The following is an 18,654-nucleotide window of genomic DNA, read 5'->3' as shown; positions in this document are numbered from 1 at the left end:
AGCCTCAAGACACCATCTGCGCGCGGACGATCTCGGCCTCGATGGTTTCCAGGTCCGGAATCAATGCCTGCTGACTGGCAATGCGGACGCGCGACAAGATCAGATCGTCGCGGTCGGTTTCGCGCAAGGGGACAGATTCGAGTGCGGTTCGGTTCAAGGTGACCAGATGCGGATAGCCCTGGGATAACACCGCCAGATTACCCGATGGAAGATGACGTCCCGGCGAATGCAGCACGACAATGCGCTGGCGACGCGCATCACCGGCCGTGGCCGCTCCCGCCAGCTGCTCGAAACACAGCACCGGAATCTGCCGGCTGTTCCATGCGCAGGTTCCGCGCAGCCATGGTGGCGTCTTCAGCGACGGCACCAGGGCATCGTTGCCCAGAACTTCCGCGACCGCGGCATTGGGCAGCAACAGATGATCGCCATCAATCGCAATCAGCGCCGCATAGATCTGTTCGCGCGTCATGCAGCGGCTCCGGCAATCACTTCACGCAGCTGTTCGAGCAGCTGATCTTCCTGGAACGGCTTGATCAGATAACGCTCAACACCAATCGCTGCGGCATGTTCACGATGTTTCTCGCCCGATCGCGAGGTGATCATGATGATCGGTGTATTGGCGATCACGGGTGTATTGCGCACGAAAGTCGCAACCTCGAACCCATTGGCACGGGGCATCTCGATATCCAGCAGAATCGCCAGCGGACGCTCGGTCTGTAGCTGCGCCATCGCATCGAGGCCGTCCTTCGCAGTGATCACGTCGTAGCCCTGCTTGAGCAACAGGCGCTCGGTGACGCGGCGGATCGTGATCGAATCGTCGACCACCATGATCAGCTCGCGCTTCGCCTCTTCCGGGGCCTGCGCCGGCCCGGCCACCTGCGGTGCCGCCTGCATGCGCAGAATCCGGCGCGCGTGATCCTGCACCAGCGCCGGCACGTCAAGAATCAATACGACGCGTCCATCCGCAAGAATTGTGGCGCCGCTGATGCCCGGAATCGCGCTGATCTGCGGCCCGACTGCCTTCGATACGATTTCGCGGCTGCCGACCAGCGTGTCGACCACCACCGCGACGCGTCGCTGCTCGCCGCCAAAACTTTCCGGCATGCGCACCAGAATTGCATGCAGTGTCTTCTGCTCAGTGCCGGAATCTCGTGGGACACCCACCAGATCGGCCAGATGCATCAGCCGATAGCTGTGCCCGCCATAGTCGAGCCCCGGGCTGTCATCCGCCAGCAGCGCATCAAGCTGATCACGGGCGAACCGTGTGATGCCGGTAATGCTCGGCAGCGGAATCGCATACGACTCGTTCCCCGCGCCGACCAGCAGTGACTGCGAAATCGCCAGCGTCAACGGCAGGCGCACGGTAAAGCGCGCGCCCTTGCCCCACTCGGATGCCAGCTCCAGGGTTCCGCCGAGCTGCTTGACCTCGGACGCCACAACATCCATGCCGACGCCGCGGCCGGCATCCTGGGTCAGCGCACGCGCGGTCGAGAAGCCCGGCATGAAGATGTACTGCGCCGCTTCGTCGTCGCCAATTTCGACGTCCTCGGGCATCAGCCCGCGGCGCACCGCGGTCTGGCGTATCGCCTGCAGATCCAGGCCGCGGCCGTCGTCGGACAGCTCGATCAACAGTTGCGAGCCTTCACGCCACAAGGACACCGCAATACGACCCGTCGCCGGCTTGCCGACACTGTCGCGCTGCTGCGGAGATTCGATGCCGTGAATCACGGCATTGCGCAGCAGATGCTCCAGCGGCGCCGTCATCCGTTCCAGCACGTTGCGATCCAGCTCGGCTTCCGCGCCGTCGAACACCAGCTCGACGCGCTTGCCATTTTCCTGCGAGGTCTGCTGCACCACACGCTGCAGACGTGCGATCTGGCGCGAGAACGGCACCATCAGCGTTCGCATCAGGCCCTGCTGCACTTCGGTGTTGATGCGCCCCTGCTGCAGCAGGATCGTGGTGGCCTCACTGGCCAGTTGATCCAGCGACGCGTGTACAGCCGACAAATCGCTGACCGACTCGGACAGCGCGCGCGAAAGCTCCTGCATGCGGGTGTAGCGATCCATCTCCAGCGGATCGAACTCGCCAGCCCCTTCGCGCTCGCTCTCCATCTGGTTCAGACCGCGTGCGGCGATCTGGGCTTCGGTCTCGATATCCAGCTGTCGCAGCTGATCACGCACGCGTGAAATCGCCTGCGACAGATCATCCAGCTGCGCTTCGATTCCCGAGTTGTGCTCCTCCAGACGCGAGCGGTAGATCGAGATCTCGCCGGCTTCGTTGAGCATCTTGTCGAGTGCTTCCACCGGCACGCGCGCAGTCTCGCGACGCTGCTGCAACAAGCCGGCCTCCGCGTCATCCGGCCGCCAGAACAGTGCGGGATCCCAGGTTGCGATGGGAGTCGCATCGAACGGTGTCGGCACATCCGGCATCGTTTCAGCCGCACGATCGTCGGCAACGATTTCATCGACGGTGACAACGCGCGCGCCGCCGGGCGGCAACGATTCACTGTCCGCCAGCGCCTGCAGCTCCTCGAAGCTCGCCTCCTCCTGTTCGTCCTCATGCTCGCCGGTCACCAGCACGGCGTAATCGCCGCGTTCCAGGCGATCGGTCATACGGCGCAGCCCCGAAACAGCACCGGCGACGACGTTCAAGGCGTCGACATTGAGCTCGCCTGCATATTCGAGCCCCTCGATCAGGGACTCGAGCTCATGCGCAGCGTCGCCCATCGCGCGCAGACCGGCCATGCGCGCGCCACCCTTGAAGGTATGCAGCGCACGCAGCAGATCTCGTGCCGGGGTGTAGTCGCCAGGCAGCGCCTGCCAGCGCGGCAGCGCACGCTCCAGCTCTTCCATCAACTCCTCGGCCTCACCCGCGAAAGTGCGGACGAGCTCCTCATCCAGCCCCAGTGCGTCGGCACCCGACGCCGACGTCGCGACCGGCGCAGCAGCCGGAGGCCTCGACACAGGAGGCCGTTCCTGCGCTGGAGTGGCCACCGGCTCGGGAATGCCAAATCCTGCTTCGGTGACGGGCTCGATCATCTCGATCGACTCGACGAGCTCGATGGGGGCATCGGAACCCAGCGATTCCGCCTGCAGCTCCGCATCAGGGACTTCCGTCAGTACCGCAGCGGAGGACCCCGTATCGATATCCGCCTCCAGCGCCGACCGCGGCAATTCCACGACCTGATCGCTCGCCAGAGGCTGCGCCAACTCCTCGAGCAGCTGCGAAAGATCGGGGATCAGTCCGCGTTTGAGATCGTCAAGCGCCAGATGCAGACCATCCACGGCATTCTGCACACGGGCAAAGAACTGCGTCTGTGCCGGAATCGTGCCGGCCTCGGCCTGCTCAAACAAACTTTCCAGCTGATGTGCGACCTCGCCGAGCGTGCTCAGACCACTGACGCGCGCGCTGCCCTTCAGTGTGTGCAACAGGCGTTTGATTTCGGCCAGCGCGCCGACATCGGCTGGATTGCGCTCGAACGCCGCCGTACTCTGGTCCAGACCTTCGAGCAATTCCTCGCATTCAGCCTGGAAAATCGCCAGCAGTTCTGCATCGGGTTCGTCCGCCAACAACGGCGCAGCATCCATACTCATGGACTGAACGTCGACGCCATCGCCGTCCAACGCCTGTTCGAGTCCCGCAACAGCTTCGGACTCGAGCTCAGACTGATCATCCGCAGCCACGGGCGGCATCTCGATGATGTCTTCGGCTGCGGCAACCTGCGCCGGTGCTTCGACAGGCTCGATCTGTGACTCCGTCGCAACGAGCCCCGAATCAGGTCCGGAAATCGGCTCGGCTACGTTCGCCTCCGATTGGAGCTCGAACTCGGTCTGATCCAGCGACTGCACCACACTGTCCGCGATTTCCGGGGCTGGCGATGCCGGCACCACGTTATCGGCAACGACAGCAGCGCGCGCAGCCCAGCCCAACGCGTCGATGTCCGCAGTCAGCTGCTCGCCGCTGTCGCCATGACGACCTTCGCGGTACGCGTCCAGGGCCTGGAACAGCGTCTCGCAAAATCCGAGCAGGACGCTGAACTGCTCGGGTGAGGGCACAATCGCCGCTGCGGCAGCGGCGTCAAACTGGCGCTGCAGCGCCTTCGCCGGCGCCCCGATGGCGGGACACTGCGACATCAGCGCAGCGCCGGCCAGGGTGTGGCAAATCACTTTCAGCTCGCCAGCCGCACGCTGATTGTTCGGTGCCTGCGACCATTCGCGCAGCTGGGATTCGATCTTGTCGACCAGCTCGAAGGCTTCGACCGCGAAGACCTCGGCAAGCTGCCGATCGGCACTGACCTGAACCGCGTCTTCAGGCACATCCGACTGCAGGCGGCCGATCCGCTCGAGCCACGGTGCCGCGTCATGCGCCAGCGGAGCCCCGTTCCCGACGTCGCCAATCCAGTCACGCAAGGTGGCCGTGGCTTCGCTGACGCAGGCCAGGCTCTCGCCACTCAGGCGCAAGCCTGCGACATCGCAGGCATCCAGATACGCTTCCAGCGCCGCCGCCAGCTCACTGACTGCGTGCGCATCAACCACCCGCGCGGCGCCCCGGATCGTGTGGAACGCACGCACCGCATCTCGATCGATCCCCAGATCCGTACTGTAGGCGGCAGAATCAAGCCAGCTGAACACCGTGGCCAGCTTTTCGGTCGCGTCCTCGCGGAAGACCGCTGCAATATCCGGTTCGCTGCCGGCGTCGGGATTGCGCCCTTCGGCATAGTCGGTCGCTCGCTGCGCCAGGGTGGCGGCAGCATCCGGCGCCGGCTCACGCTGACGGAACGACTCGATCAACGACGGCAACACGGAAACCGCAGCGCCGACCGTTTCAACGATGCCGCTGCTGACCGGCAGCGAACCATCAAGACACTTGTTCAGCAGGTTTTCCAGCGCCCAGCCGAACTCGCCGATCGCCTGTGCACCGACGGTACGGCCGCTGCCCTTGAGTGTGTGGAACGCCCGACGCAGGACACTCAGCGCTTCGTTGTCGCGGTTGTCGCGATGCCATTTCGCGTAGGCAGACTGCAAGGTCGCGCGGACCTCGTCGGCCTCTTCAAGGAAGATTTCGCGAATCTCCGGATCATCGTCGCCGGCGGCCATGACTGCAGCCGGCGCGGGTGTTGGCTCCGCAGCGGGTTCGGGCAAGTCCGCGGCGTCTTCAACGGCCGGCGCCTCATCGATCGTCGTCGCCTCATCCACAACCGTTTCGGTGACATCGGCCACCGATGTATCCGCAATCTCCACGGCCGGAACGGCTTCCACCGCATCAATCGCAACATCCAGACGATCCAGGATCGCATCAGCGCCGGGCGCTCCCGCGCGGGCGGCCTCGATGTAGTACTCGATGGCGGCGACGGCATCAGCGAAGTGCTCAGCCGGCCCACTCTGTTCACGCAAGCGCGCGATCGCGTCACCCGCAATGACCTTCTGCAGACGGCGCACCAGATCGGCAGCCCTGACCTGATCAAGAACGGCAAACCCGGATGCAATCTCGTTGAACCAGGCATTGGGTGCTGGAATCTCGTCAGTGACGTGCTTGAAGTACGCGTCCAACGCCGTCTTGATGCGCGCCAGGTTGACCAGAAACTCGCGATACAGGGCCTCGCGCCCCTGTGCCAGATCGCGCGGTTCGGGAATGGCATCCGAAACGGTATCTTCCGTGCCGGCGATCGCATCGGCTCGATGCATCTGCCTGAACAGCGCCCCTTCGAGGCTGCTTTCGACACGGAGGATCGAGGTCGCCAATTCCATCCACAACGCCGGATCCGCCGGCCGCTGCGCCGATTCCTTCAGCAGTTCGCCCTGACGGCTGACGATCTGACGCAGTTGACTCAAGCCCAAGGCGCCGAGAATGTCGGCCACGTGGCGCAGTCCATCAACCGTTGCCGTCAGATCGGCGTGGCCGCCGGTGCGGACCGCCAGATCGATCTGATCCTTGATCCGGCTGAAATCAGCGCGGATCTCATCCGACACCTTGCCCAGCAAAGCGGTACTCGGGCCATGAATACGTCGCCGCAGCTGTTCGACGCGTGCCTGTTCCGGCAGCAGATCGTCCAGACCGAACTGCGCCCGAATTGCGCTGACACGCGCGCCCCGAGTCGTCGATCGGCCCACCATGAACAGCAGCGGCAACGACAGCTCTCCGCTGCGTGCAGCGGCTTCCGCCTCCCCTGATTCTGCCAGTGTCTTCAGCGGAGCCGACAGCCGGCCGAACAGGCGTTTAAGCTCCAGCGCACTGCCCAGACCGCGTGCCAGATAGGCCTCCATCGCCGCTGCGGCCACCCGCCACAACTGATGGACAGGCGCCAGCGTCGCGCGCTGCGCAAGCTGTTCGGCAATCTTGCCGGCGCGGGCAGCAGAAGTCTGCGCGTCCACGCCATCCCGGATCCATGACAGCAGCGATGCCTCGAATACCGGCAGGTAGCGTCGCGCCAGCAACTCGATCGAATCACCCTCGGGCGCAGACGCCTCCGGCGTCAATGTGGCGCCGGTCGCCTGCATCTGCGCCACGAACAGCTCACTTTCGGTCAGCACCGGCTGGCCGCGCGAAAGGCGCAGTTCGTTGATCGCCGGTTGCATCACCAGCACGCAGTCCGGCATGCCGTCGGCCAGTGCCTGAACGTAGTCAGTCAGCTGGATCGAAGCCCCCAGCAGCGCCGAGTACAAGGGCTCTGGCTCTGAGATGCGACCCTGAATCAGATCGGTCAGCGCCTGCGCCATCTCGCTGGCGACCGCGGCGAGTCCGTGACAGCGAATCAGGGTGGCGCTACCTCGAACCTGGGACAGCTCCTGATGGGCCTGCTGCAGCTGCAGCGGGTCACCGCCATATTCGGCGTAGTGATCGATCGCGGCGCGGGCGCGCGTGATGGCGCGCTCCAGCTCGTCACGAACCCAGTGAATGGCAGTGAGCATCTGTGTATGCGGCTGGGCGTTCATAGCGCTGCCGTCCTGAATGCATCGCCCAGCGCGACCTTGTGCAGACTCATCGCCAGCCACGGCTGACCCTCATGCACAAACGCACCGAGCAGATACGGCGTGAATGGCTGTGCCGCACGTACCAGTTCATTGCGCTGCTCCCCCACGGTGAACTGTCGGTAGCCAGCGACTTCGTCGACCAGCAGCCCCGCCGGAATCCGGCGTGAATTGAGTACTAGAACCCGCTGAGCGCGGTGTGTCTCGGACGGCGTCAGCCCGAGCAAGCCGGCAAGGTCGACGATGGCCAGCAGTTCGCCGCGGACATTCGCCAACCCACGCAGCCAGCTGGCCGCATTCGGGATGTGCGTGCTGGGTGGCTGAGGAATCACCTCGCGCACATCCTCGCGCGGCGCGACAAACCAGCGCTCACCGATACGAAACCCCAGCCCGATCCAGTTCTGCGAGGTACCGGCGACGCTGTCGACCCGCGACGCCTGCAACTGCTCCTCAAGCGCAAGCAGCTGCCCGAAAGGATCCCCGCGCATCGCTCTGATTTGACCAGACATATCGGCAGTGGCTAGCGACGTACATGCGAGCGGACGGCACCCAGCAACTCGTCCTTGGTGAACGGTTTGGTCAGGTATTCGTCCGAGCCGACGATGCGACCGCGCGCGCGGTCGAACAGACCGTCCTTGGACGACAGCATGATCACCGGCGTCCGCGCAAACTTAGGGTTGCCCTTGATCAGCGCGCAGGCCTGATAGCCATCCAGCCGCGGCATCATGATGTCGATGAAAATGATGTCCGGCGCATGATCGGCAATCATCGCCAGGGCCTCGAAGCCATCCTGAGCCGTGATGACCTGGTACCCCTCGCGCGCAAGCAATGTCTCAGCTGTCCGTCGAATGGTCTGACTGTCGTCGATGACCATGACCTTGGCTGCCGCGGTTGAATCAGTGGGCACACACTCCTCCGGGTTTGGAAATACGCGTCTGGCGTTCGCCGCGTTTTAGCATAGTCCTCGGACACTGCCTATCAGTGCTGTGTCGGACGCCCATGCGCTACCATGCGTGCCCCGACGAACTCCGCCGCCGGCGCTCGCGCCGCGCAGCCGACTGCGAGCCACTTCCATGCAAAGCCCCGTTCCCCACCTGACCACCGCGCAGACCGGACCGCTACTGCAACTCGAAGCGACGTTGCTGCGTCGTTCCGCCGACATCGAAGCCTGGTTCCGCGCGCAATGGCAGGCCACGCCCCCACCGTTCTACAGCTCGGTGGATCTGCGCAACGCCGGCTTAAAGCTGGCGCCGGTCGACACCAATCTGTTCCCCGGTGGGTTCAACAATCTGAACCCGGCATTCGAGCCGTTGTGCATCCAGGCGCTGCAGACGGCGTTGTTGCGGGTCTGCCCGACCGCCAAGCGCATCCTGCTGGTGCCGGAAAACCACACCCGCAACAAGTTCTATCTGGAAAACGTCGCAACCCTGTTCGACCTGATTCAGAAGGCCGGCTTCCATGTCCGGATCGGTTCGCTGATTCCCGATCTGCACGAGGCCACCGATCTCACGCTGGAGTTGTCGGGCCGCACCCTGCACCTTGAGCCGCTGCGCCGCGACGGCGACCGCGTTTACGTCGACGACTTCATGCCCTGCGCGGTTCTGCTGAACAACGACCTGACAGCCGGCGTACCGGAAATCCTGCGCGATCTGTCCCAGCATGTGATCCCCCCGCTGGATCTGGGCTGGCACGCGCGGCAGAAATCCAACCATTTCGGCTTCTATCGCGAAGTGGCCAAGGAAGTGGGCGCATTGATCGATCTGGACCCCTGGTTCATCGATCCGCTGTTCCGCAACTGCGGCGAAATCAATTTTCTCAAGCGCGAGGGCCAGGAATGCCTGGAGGCGAACGTCGCGCTGCTGCTGGAGGATATCCGCGCCAAATACGCCGAATACGACATCCAGCAGGAACCGTTCGTCATCGTCAAATCCGATGCCGGAACCTATGGCATGGGCGTCATGACGGTGCGCAGCGTCGAGGACCTGCGCACGATGAATCGCAAGGCGCGCACCCATATGTCCAGCGCCAAGGAAGGCGCCGACGTCACCGGGGCCATCATCCAGGAAGGCGTGCTGACCCTGGAAAAACTGGGCGCTGACGAAGCCACTGCCGAACCGGTGGTGTACATGATCGACCAGTTCGTCGTCGGCGGTTTCTATCGCCTGAACGCGCAGCGCGGCAGCCAGGACAATCTGAACGCGCCGGGCATGCGCTTCGAACCGCTGGCCTTCGACGAATGCTGCAGTCATCCCAATCCGGCCTGCGGTCCTGACGACCGCCCCAACCGCTTCTACGCCTATGGCGTGGTGGCTCGGCTGGCTGCACTCGCCGCCGCCCGCGAAATCGAAGCCACGCGCGAGCTGCTCGAAACCCGGGCGGCCTGACCCATCATGCCGAACTGACAACATGAACCGCACACTGGGCGTGGTGATGGACCCGATCCGGTCCATCAAGCCGTACAAGGACACGACACTGGCACTGATGCTGGCTGCACAGAAGCGCGGCTGGCAACTGCGTTATCTGGAGATGCAGGATCTGTGGCTGCGCGACGGCATCGCGATGGGACGCTCTCGCGAGATCGAGGTTTTCGACGACCCCCAGCGCTGGTTCGAGTTCGGCGACAGCCACAGCGAACCGCTAGGTCAGCTCGACGCCATCCTGATGCGCAAGGATCCGCCGTTCGATCTTGAGTTTGTCGCCGCAACCTATGTGCTGCAGCGCGCGCAGGATCAGGGCGCGCTGGTGGTAAACCGACCGCAGTCGCTGCGCGACGCCAACGAGAAGGTCTTCATCAGCTGGTTCCCGCAGTGCTGCGCACCGACGCTGATCGCGCGCGACTCAGTCACGCTACGCGCGTTTCACGCCGAACACCACGACGTGATTTTCAAGCCGCTGGACGGCATGGGCGGCGCCGGCATCTTCAGGATCACGAGTGACGGCATGAACCTGGGCGCCGTGATCGAGGCACTGACCGACAACGGCCGCCAGCACATCATGGCGCAGCGCTACATTCCGCAGATCGTCGAGGGTGACAAGCGCATTCTGATGGTCGACGGCGAGCCGGTGCCGTACGCGCTGGCGCGCATTCCCCAGGCCGGCGAAGTCCGCGGCAATCTGGCTGCTGGCGGTCGCGGTGAACCACGCCCCTTGTCCGAGCGTGATCGCTGGATTGCAGCCCAGGTCGGCCCGAGCTTGCGTGAGCTGGGCCTGATCTTCGTCGGGCTCGATGTCATCGGCGACTATCTGACCGAAATCAACGTCACGTCGCCGACCTGTGCGCGCGAGCTCGACGCCGCCTGCAAGCTCGACATCGGCGGGGATCTGATCCGCGCAATCGAAGCGCGACTGCGTTGAACCCGCGCTCAAACCCTGTCTTCCCTACCTACGACAATCCCGACACCGTCTGACCGCCACGCGACACATGCTCCAGTCACCCCACCTGCGCCTGTTCTTTCGTCGCCTGATCCTCGGTCTCGGCCTTGCCGTGTTCTTTGCATGGCTGGCGCTGCGCCCGGCGGCTGACAGTGACGACAATCGTGTGGTGCAACGCGAATTCCTCGCCATGGGCACCTTGTTTTCAGTCTCCGTCTATCTCGAACCGCAGCAGGTGCCCGCGGACGCCGAAGCGGCATTGGCGCGCCTTGAGCGCGTTCTGCAGGATTACGAATTGCGTTGGCGCGCATGGGACCTCCAAGGCACCGAAGACACTCCGGATGCTCACGCCGATACTGATGTAACCACCGCTACAGCCGGGCCGGCGAGCGCCCCGGTCAATCTTCGCCAGATCAACAAGGTTCTGGCCGCAGGCGGGGTCGCCTCAGTACCGGAACCGATGCGCCCGCTGTTCGAGCGTGCCGCGCAACTGAGCCGCCTCAGTGACGGCCGCTTCGACGTGCGCATCGGGGCACTGGTCAAACTCTGGGGCTTCGACGACGAAACGCATTTCCGCAGCACACCGCCGTCGGATGAGGCAATCCATGCCCAGCTGCAGATTCAGGCCGGCGCTCCAGCCCTGCCCACTGCCGGAGTCGCCTACGGCCCGGCACCCGGAATCCAGCTGGATTTCGGTGCCATTGCCAAGGGCGACGCCACCGATCTGGCGATCCGGCAGCTGCGCGAAAGCGGTTATCCGAACGCCATCGTCAACGCGGGCGGCAATCTGCACGCGGCCGGTCGCCGTGGCGAACGCGCCTGGCGCATCGGCGTCCGTCATCCGCGCCCCGACGCCCAGCATCGACTGCTGGCGACGCTGGACATCGAAGGCGACGAAGCTGTCATCACCAGCGGTGACTATGAACGCTATTTCGAGTTTCAGGGTCAGCGCTATCACCACATCCTCGACCCTCATACCGGGACTCCGGCGCGCGGCCTGAGTTCGGTCACCGTCGTCGCCGATAGCGGCGCTGCCGCCGATGCGGCCAGCACTGCGCTGTTTGTCGCCGGCCCCGGTGGCTGGCAACAACAGGCCTATGCGCTGGCGCTGGACAAGGTCCTGGTGGTGGACACCGATGGCCAGGTAATGGCGACCCCGAGACTCGCGCAGCGGCTGAAGTTTGCTGAGGGCATCAGCGCACGCACGGTGGAACCCGGGCCGGCACCGTGACGCGCGGCCTGCTGAGCCGCGGCGATGTGCTGGCGGTCACCCTGGCTGCCGCCTGCGTCGGTGGGCTGTATGCACGTTTCTGGCAACCCGCCGTGGCCGCTGACACGGTCGAGGTGCGTGTCGCCGGCACGTCCATCGGCCGCTATCCGCTGCAGATCAACCGGTCGCTGACAGTCGAAGGCAGCCGGGGCCCCCTGCTGCTGACGATCGAAGATGGCCGCGTACGGTTCAGCAAAAGCCCTTGCCGCAACCAGATCTGCGTGCACAGCGGCTGGCTTTCACACAGCGGCGACGCCGCCGCCTGCCTGCCGAGTCGCGTCAGCATCACGCTGTCCGGCCATGGCAGTGAAGCTCTCGATGCGGTCAGCTTCTGAGGCGCGGGACCATGAACACCATCATGCTCACCGCTGACCGTGACGACCGTATCATCGCCGGCTTCGCCGCTCTGGCCATCGTCATCCACGTGCTGGAAGCCGGCTTTCCGTCGCCGATCCCAGGGGTCAAGCCGGGCCTGGCCAATGTCGTCACCCTGATCGTCCTGCTGCGCCATGGCCTGCGTTCAGCACTCTGGGTGGCGCTGCTGCGTGTGATCGTCGGCAGTCTGCTGGTCGGCAGCTTTATGACACCGGGCTTCTGGCTGTCCGCTTCGGGCGCCGCCGGCAGCCTGACCGTCCTGGCCGCCGCCAGCATCTGGAATCGCGCGCTGCCCGGCTGGGGCCTGTCGGCAGTGGGCTTGTCGGTGCTATCGGCACTCGCACACATGAGCCTGCAGTTTTTTACCGCCTACACCGTATTCGTCCCGCATTCCGGCCTGCTGCGGCTTCTGCCTCCGCTGATGACCGCCGCACTGGCATTCGGTGTCGCCACCGGAATCGCCGCCAGCGCCGTATTGCAGCGCCTGTCCGAAGCGGACGCAGCGGCCCAAACACCCCATTCGGAGGGATGACCGGCCTTGTCTGTGTGTTCCCCTCAACCGATACTGGACGCATGAACGAGACTACGGATTCACTCAAGAACCAGTTTCTCGTCGCCATGCCGGGGCTGCAGGACGAGAACTTCAATCACACCGTGTCGCTGTTGTGCGAACACAGTGACAACGGCGCGGTCGGCCTGGTGATCAACCGCCCCACCGATCTGCGCCTGTCCGAGATGATGGAACAGATGGGCCTCGAGCATGACGAGGTCGATGGCGGCGCGATCGTCTATTGGGGCGGCCCGGTGCAGCCGGAGCGCGGCTTCGTGATCCATCGCGAGCCCGGTGGCTGGGAATCCTGCCTGCCGCTGGATGAAGGTCTGTACATCACGACCTCGCGCGACATTCTGGGCGCAATCGGCAAGGGCGAAGGTCCCAAGGAGTTTTTTGTCGTCCTGGGCTACGCCGGCTGGGATGCGGGGCAGCTCGAAGCGGAAATGCTGCACAACGCCTGGCTCAATACCCCGCTCGATGGCCAGATCCTGTTCGGGATCCCTGCCGGCGAGCGTTGGCAGGCGGCAACACGCCTGCTCGGCGTCGACGTCACCCAGATCAGCAGCGAAGCCGGGCACGCGTAAACCGTCTCGAAGGCCAGCCATTTTGAGCCGCAGCGCCAAGAAAATTGCAGCGCTGGCTGGAAACTGTTCCCGGGAACCCTGAAACTGCGGGGCATGTCGCTCTACCTCGCCTTCGATTTCGGCTTCAAACGCATCGGTGCCGCCGTCGGTGACGAATTCACCGGAAGCGCACGGCCGGTTCCGACCTTGCAGAGCGGAGACTGGCCGGCAATCGAACGCCTGATCACCCAGTGGAGCCCCACTGCATTGATCGTGGGCCTGCCGCTGAATGAGGATGGCTCCGAACAGCCCATCACAACAGCGGCTCGGCGCTTCGCCGAGGCACTGCGTCAACGCGCCCAACTTCAGGTGCACCTGGTCGACGAACGCTACAGTTCACGTGCGGCGGACGACATCCTGCGCGGTGCCCGCGCCGGCGGACAGATGAGCCGTCGCGTGCGCAAAGGCGATCGCGACGGCCAGGCCGCGCGGGTCATTCTGGAACAGTGGATGGCGCAGCGCGGTTGATGCCACCCGCGCAGAAAGCGGTTTTTCCGGCCGGCGAAGCTCTTTCACCTCAGCTTTGCGATGCAAACCCACGATCGCAGGCTTTTTTTTCGCCGCGCTTACGGTGACAATGCGCCCCACGCATGAGCCCAGAACTCCAACTCGACAGCCACGGCAACCTGCGCCACCTGCTGACACTTGAGGGGCTCAGCAGTGATTTGCTGAGCCGGATTCTCGACACTGCCGAGGATCTCGAGAAAGCACTGCGCGGTCCGGAAAAGAACATCCCGTTGCTGCGCGGCCGCACCATCGTCAATCTGTTTTTCGAGCCCAGCACGCGGACACGCACGACTTTCGAGCTGGCGGCCAAGCGACTGTCGGCGGATGTGCTCAATCTGCAGATCGCGGCGTCGAGCACCTCCAAGGGGGAAACCCTGTTCGATACGCTGAAGACGCTGGAAGCCATGCAGGCCGATATGTTCGTGGTGCGGCACGACGCGTCCGGCGCGGCACATTTCTTCGCTGAACACGCCGCTCCCGGCGTAGCAATTCTGAACGCCGGCGACGGACGTCACGCCCATCCCACGCAGGGACTGCTCGATCTGTTCACGATCCGGCGCTACAAGCAGGAATTCACCAATCTCCGTGTCGCGATCGTCGGCGATGTGCTGCATTCGCGCGTGGCGCGCTCGGACATTCACGGCCTGCGCACCCTGGGCGCCCGCGAAATCCGCGTGGTCGCACCTCCGACGCTGGTCCCAGCCGGCATCGAGCAGATGGGCGTACGCGTGTGTCACCGCATCGAAGAAGGTCTCGAGGGTGCCGATGTCGTGATCCTGCTGCGACTGCAGAAAGAACGCATGCTCGGCGCCTTCCTGCCGTCGATGGGCGAATTCCATCGGGACTTCGGACTCACCCGCAAGCGCCTCGAAACCTTGCGCAAGGACGCGATCATCATGCATCCGGGCCCGATCAATCGCGGTGTCGAAATCGAAGGCGACGTCGCCTATGGTCCGCAATCCCTGATCCTGCAGCAGGTCAGCCACGGCATCGCCGTACGCATGGCGGTGATGGCCATGATCCTCGGCCACAACGCATCGCCAACGGCACCGACGCGCACGCGCCGACGCCTCGGAGTCCTGCGATGACTCGGCCTGCACAGATGAAGGAATGGTCGCTGAAAGCGCACAGCGAGAGCGTCCCCACCTTGCCTGAAGGTCGGGCACTGCTGATCCGCGGCGCCCGCATCCTTGACCCGGCCAGCGCCCATGACGGTGTTGGTGACGTCCTGCTGCGCGACGGCAAGATTGCCGCGATCGGTCAGCACCTCGAAGCGGCGACCGATGTCACCATTCTCAACGCCCGCGGTCAGTGGCTGCTGCCCGGCCTCGTCGATCTCTGCGCACGTTTCCGCGAACCGGGGCAGACACACAAGGCCAGCTTCGCCAGCGAAACCCGCGCAGCACAGGCGGCCGGCGTCACCGAAGTGGTCATCCCGCCCGACACCTCGCCAGCAATAGACACACCGGCGATGCTGATCCGCCTGCAGCGCATCGCACAACAGATTGGCGGACTTGATGTGCGCGTCCTGGGCGCATTGACCAAGGGCCTCGGCGGCGAAGCCCTGGCCGAGATGTCGGCCCTCAAAGGCGCGGGCGCTGTCGGCTTCAGCAACGCCCTGGCACCGGTACGCGACTCACTGATCGCACGGCGTGCGCTTGAGTATGCCAATGGACTCGATCTGACGACGCATGTGTTCGCGCAGGATGCAACCCTGGCCGCCGGCGGCTGCGTCCACGAGGGACCCGTCGGAACCCGGCTCGGTCTGTCTCCGATCCCGGCCGCCGCGGAAGTCGCGGCGCTGCGCTTCTGGATTTCGCTGGTCGAGGACACCGGCGCACGGATTCACTTCTGTCGCCTGTCGACCGCGCGCGGCGTCGAACTGATGGAATCTGCGCTGGCGCGCAATCTGCCGATCAGCGCCGACGTTGCAATGCACCAGCTGTTCCTGACCGATCAGGATGTCGACGGCTTCAACGCGCTGTGTCATGTGCAGCCACCGTTGCGCACGGCAGCGGATCGGGACGCGCTGCGTGCAGCCGTGCGCGAGGGCACCATCGCCGCGATCTGCTCGGACCATAAACCGCATGAGGCTGATGCCAAGATCAATCCGTTCCCGATGACCGAACCCGGCGTCTCGTCACTGGAAACGATGGTTCCGCTGGCGCTGGCCTTGATCGACGATGGCGTGCTCAGCCCGCTCAGTGCTGTCGAACGCCTGTGCCTGGGTCCGGCAACGATTGCCGGCACCGACGGCGGACGCCTTGCCGTCGGCGGCACCGCCAATCTGTGCCTGATCGACCCGAAGGCGCAATACCGCATCGATCCGGAAAAGTTTCTCAGTGCCGGCCGCCACACCCCGTTTGCCGAACGTACTGTGCGCGGCCGCGTGCTGCGCACTTTTCATCGCGGCATCGAAGTCTTCCATACGGCCGATTCGTCAGGAAGACGCTCGACCCCGACCCGCTTGGGTTAAAGTTCCCATTCGTCGTCGCTCGCACGTGCCGGGCGACGTGGACCAGGAGAAGGTATGGCTCGCGTAATGATCGTCGATGATTCGCCAACGGATGTTCAGAATCTGCGCACGATGCTGCAGAAGGCCGGACACTCGGTGCTGGAAGCCACCACCGGACAGGACGCGATCGAGCGCGTACGCGTCGAAAAGCCCGAAGTCGTGATCATGGATGTCGTCATGCCCGGCGTGAACGGATTCCAGGCCACGCGCTCGCTGTCCAAGGATCCGGCCACCGCACACATTCCGGTCATTGTCGTCAGCAGCAAGAACCAGGAAACCGACAGGGTCTGGGCGCTGCGTCAGGGCGCACGCGAATATCTGGTCAAGCCGGTACGCGAGGCGGATCTGCTGGCCAAAATCAATTCCGTTCTGGGACGCTAATTCAGCCGATCAGGCGCAGGGGGACACATGGCAGAACAACCCAGGGGTCGGGGGACCCGCCGCGAGCTGGCCACATTGGTCACCGCCGTCGCGTTGATTGCAATTGCGATGATCGGCTTCTACGCGATCCAGCGCACCGACAACCGGGATGAGACCTGGGTCGAACTGGCCCGCTCGGTCTCGTCAGATATCGGCCAGCTGGTTGACGTCGGCGAAGCCGCAACCCGCGGCATCACACCTGACTTCCTGACTTTGTCGGCGCGGGTCGAGGACCTCGGCCTGACGGTGCAGACACTGGCCCAGGGCGATCCTGACGTCGGCATCCCGCCAGCACCCAACGCCGTGCAACCGGAAGTGGCCGCACTGTCGAATGCCTGGAGCGGCTTGACCAAGGTCGCGCAGACCGTCATCGACGGCCAGGAAGCCTGGCGCACCACCGCTACCGCTACCGCTACGATTGTCGATGCCGTTCACTCGTCGTCGGCCGATGGCGACCTGTTCAGCCAGTACGAGCAGATCGCACGCCGCCTCGGTAATCGTGGCAGCGACAACCCTGGCATCGATCAGCTGATCCGGCTCGAACGTATTTCGGCCCAGGCACGAGGCCTGCTGGCACGCGGTCGCGACGCCAAGGCGATGGCGGTAAAGCTGGATAGCGAGATTCTGGAATTTGCCCAGATCAACGGCTCACTGTCGGAACAGGGCGCTGTCAGCGAGCTCGCACGCAGCGCCGCGCAGAGCTTTGAAGCCATCGCACAGGCCAACGCAAAGATTCTGGCGAGCGCCGAAGCGGTCGATCAGTTGCAGCTGTCCGCGGGCGAACTGCAGGGCGCGGCAACCAACGTGATCGCCACTGCCAAAGGCCTCGAACAGAGCCTGCTGGACACTCGGGTGCGTCAGGTCATTCTGCCGATCGTTGTCACCGTTTGCGGCGCCCTGGCCATCGTGCTGCTGGTCGTGTTCATCGTCATTCTGGTGCGCAACACCCGCAGCCGTCTGCGGCTGGCCGAGGAACGTGACGCCAAGCAGCAACACGCGATTCTGTCGCTGCTGGATGAAATCACCAACCTTGCCGACGGCGATCTGACCGTTGACGTCACCGTGACCGAGGATTTCACCGGCGCCATCGCCGACTCGATCAACTACACCGTGCAGAACATGCGCAACCTGGTCGGCACGATCACCACGACCTCGTCGGAAATCGCGCTGGCGGCGTCCGGAACGAAAGAAACTGCGTTACGGATGAATCAGGCGTCGGAACGTCAGGCCCGCGAAATCACTGACGTCACCAACACCATCGCCACCACCTCACAGTCGCTGCAACAGGTGGCGGCGAGCGCCGAACAGCTGGCCGATCAGGCTCGACAATCGGTCGACGTTGCACGCGACGGTGCGCAGACGGTGAACCGCACGATTCTCGGCATGACCGCGCTGCGCGAGCAGATCCAGGACACGTCCAAGCGCATCAAGCGCCTGGGCGAGTCGTCACAGGAAATCGGCAACATCATCGAGTTCATCAACGACATTGCCGAACAGACCAACACCCTGGCGCTGAATGCTTCGATCCAGGCCGCAATGGCCGGGGAAGCCGGCCGCGGCTTCGCCGTGGTTGCCGACGAAGTCCAGCGTCTGGCTGAACGCGCCGCCAACGCGACGCGTCAGGTCGAAACCTTGGTCAAGACGATTCAGGCCGACACCAACGAAGCCATCGTATCGATGGAGCGTTCAACGCAGAACGTGGTGGTCGGCGCCAAGAGCGCCGAGGAAGCCGGACAGGCGCTGACCAAAGTCGAAACGGCGTCCCAGGAACTGTCGCAGTCAATCACCAGCATTTCGGTTTCGGCGCGCAATCAGTCGGCGCAGGCGACCAAGATCGCCGGCACCATGCAGGTCATTCGTGAGATCGCGGTGCAGACCTCGGGTTCGGCGCACTCAACCGCGCAGGCGGTCGAGGAATTGAACGTGTTGTCTGAAAAACTGCGCGAGTCGGTGGCCGGATTCAAGCTGCCTACACACTGAGGAATCCACCGGATTGACAGCCGCGGCGCCGGAATGATTACGGCTGCCGCTTGCGGGAATCCCCCCCCCT

Annotated in this window: 15 protein-coding genes; 11 read left to right on the top strand and 4 right to left on the bottom strand. The window is 64.2% G+C overall.

Annotated elements, in window-relative coordinates; all coding sequences use genetic code 11:
* Nucleotides 1-4 precede the first annotated feature (4 nt).
* From E4T66_RS07115 to E4T66_RS07100, 4 genes are read right to left on the bottom strand one after another with little or no spacing between them, the layout of a single operon-like run.
* On the bottom strand, nt 5-469 hold the full coding sequence (locus E4T66_RS07115) for a chemotaxis protein CheW (RefSeq protein WP_136848225.1): 465 nt from the start codon (nt 467-469) through the stop codon (nt 5-7).
* Nucleotides 466-6,933, bottom strand: a complete 6,468-nt coding sequence (locus tag E4T66_RS07110; protein ID WP_136848224.1) for a hybrid sensor histidine kinase/response regulator — start codon at nt 6,931-6,933, stop codon at nt 466-468. Before E4T66_RS07110 ends, E4T66_RS07115 begins: the two co-directional genes overlap by 4 nt.
* The gene (locus E4T66_RS07105) at nt 6,930-7,457 is read right to left on the bottom strand and encodes a chemotaxis protein CheW (RefSeq protein WP_169577523.1); all 528 of its coding nucleotides are present in this window, start codon (nt 7,455-7,457) and stop codon (nt 6,930-6,932) included. The genes E4T66_RS07110 and E4T66_RS07105 overlap by 4 nt, the downstream gene beginning before the upstream one ends.
* A gap of 32 nt (nt 7,458-7,489) precedes the next feature.
* Entirely contained in the window at nt 7,490-7,843 is a 354-nt protein-coding gene (locus tag E4T66_RS07100; protein ID WP_136848675.1) for a response regulator, read from the bottom strand.
* A 199-nt stretch (nt 7,844-8,042) separates the two neighbouring features.
* Here E4T66_RS07100 and gshA point away from each other — a divergent pair, with 199 nt between their 5' ends.
* From gshA to E4T66_RS07045, 11 genes are all read left to right on the top strand, one after another.
* Complete coding sequence (gshA, locus tag E4T66_RS07095; protein ID WP_136848222.1) at nt 8,043-9,353, top strand: glutamate--cysteine ligase; 1,311 nt, start codon at nt 8,043-8,045, stop codon at nt 9,351-9,353.
* 22 nt (nt 9,354-9,375) lie between these two features.
* Complete coding sequence (gene gshB / locus E4T66_RS07090; RefSeq protein ID WP_136848221.1) at nt 9,376-10,323, top strand: glutathione synthase; 948 nt, start codon at nt 9,376-9,378, stop codon at nt 10,321-10,323.
* Nucleotides 10,324-10,390: 67 nt separating this feature from the next.
* A complete protein-coding gene (locus E4T66_RS07085) occupies nt 10,391-11,572 on the top strand; it encodes an FAD:protein FMN transferase (RefSeq protein WP_136848220.1) in 1,182 nt (393 codons plus the stop codon).
* On the top strand, nt 11,569-11,946 hold the full coding sequence (locus E4T66_RS07080; RefSeq protein ID WP_136848219.1) for a NusG domain II-containing protein: 378 nt from the start codon (nt 11,569-11,571) through the stop codon (nt 11,944-11,946). The genes E4T66_RS07085 and E4T66_RS07080 overlap by 4 nt, the downstream gene beginning before the upstream one ends.
* Before the next feature lie 11 nt (nt 11,947-11,957).
* Nucleotides 11,958-12,518 carry a Gx transporter family protein gene (locus E4T66_RS07075; protein ID WP_169577522.1) on the top strand — a complete coding sequence of 187 codons (561 nt, stop codon included), beginning with the start codon at nt 11,958-11,960 and terminating at the stop codon, nt 12,516-12,518.
* A 41-nt stretch (nt 12,519-12,559) separates the two neighbouring features.
* The gene (locus tag E4T66_RS07070; protein ID WP_136848218.1) at nt 12,560-13,123 is read left to right on the top strand and encodes a YqgE/AlgH family protein; all 564 of its coding nucleotides are present in this window, start codon (nt 12,560-12,562) and stop codon (nt 13,121-13,123) included.
* A gap of 93 nt (nt 13,124-13,216) precedes the next feature.
* Nucleotides 13,217-13,630 carry a Holliday junction resolvase RuvX gene (gene ruvX / locus E4T66_RS07065; protein WP_136848217.1) on the top strand — a complete coding sequence of 138 codons (414 nt, stop codon included), beginning with the start codon at nt 13,217-13,219 and terminating at the stop codon, nt 13,628-13,630.
* 122 nt (nt 13,631-13,752) lie between these two features.
* Nucleotides 13,753-14,757 (top strand): aspartate carbamoyltransferase catalytic subunit, encoded by a 1,005-nt coding sequence (locus tag E4T66_RS07060; RefSeq protein WP_136848216.1) that lies wholly within the window; start codon nt 13,753-13,755, stop codon nt 14,755-14,757.
* A 14-nt stretch (nt 14,758-14,771) separates the two neighbouring features.
* A complete protein-coding gene (locus E4T66_RS07055; protein ID WP_136848673.1) occupies nt 14,772-16,145 on the top strand; it encodes a dihydroorotase in 1,374 nt (457 codons plus the stop codon).
* Nucleotides 16,146-16,199: 54 nt separating this feature from the next.
* Nucleotides 16,200-16,565 carry a response regulator gene (locus E4T66_RS07050; RefSeq protein ID WP_136848215.1) on the top strand — a complete coding sequence of 122 codons (366 nt, stop codon included), beginning with the start codon at nt 16,200-16,202 and terminating at the stop codon, nt 16,563-16,565.
* A 27-nt stretch (nt 16,566-16,592) separates the two neighbouring features.
* Complete coding sequence (locus E4T66_RS07045; protein WP_136848214.1) at nt 16,593-18,584, top strand: methyl-accepting chemotaxis protein; 1,992 nt, start codon at nt 16,593-16,595, stop codon at nt 18,582-18,584.
* Nucleotides 18,585-18,654 lie beyond the last annotated feature (70 nt).

The organism is Sinimarinibacterium arenosum (assembly GCF_005047655.1).
Classification (GTDB): Bacteria; Pseudomonadota; Gammaproteobacteria; order Nevskiales; family Nevskiaceae; genus Solimonas.
This window is presented reverse-complemented; position numbering and strand designations above follow the sequence as displayed.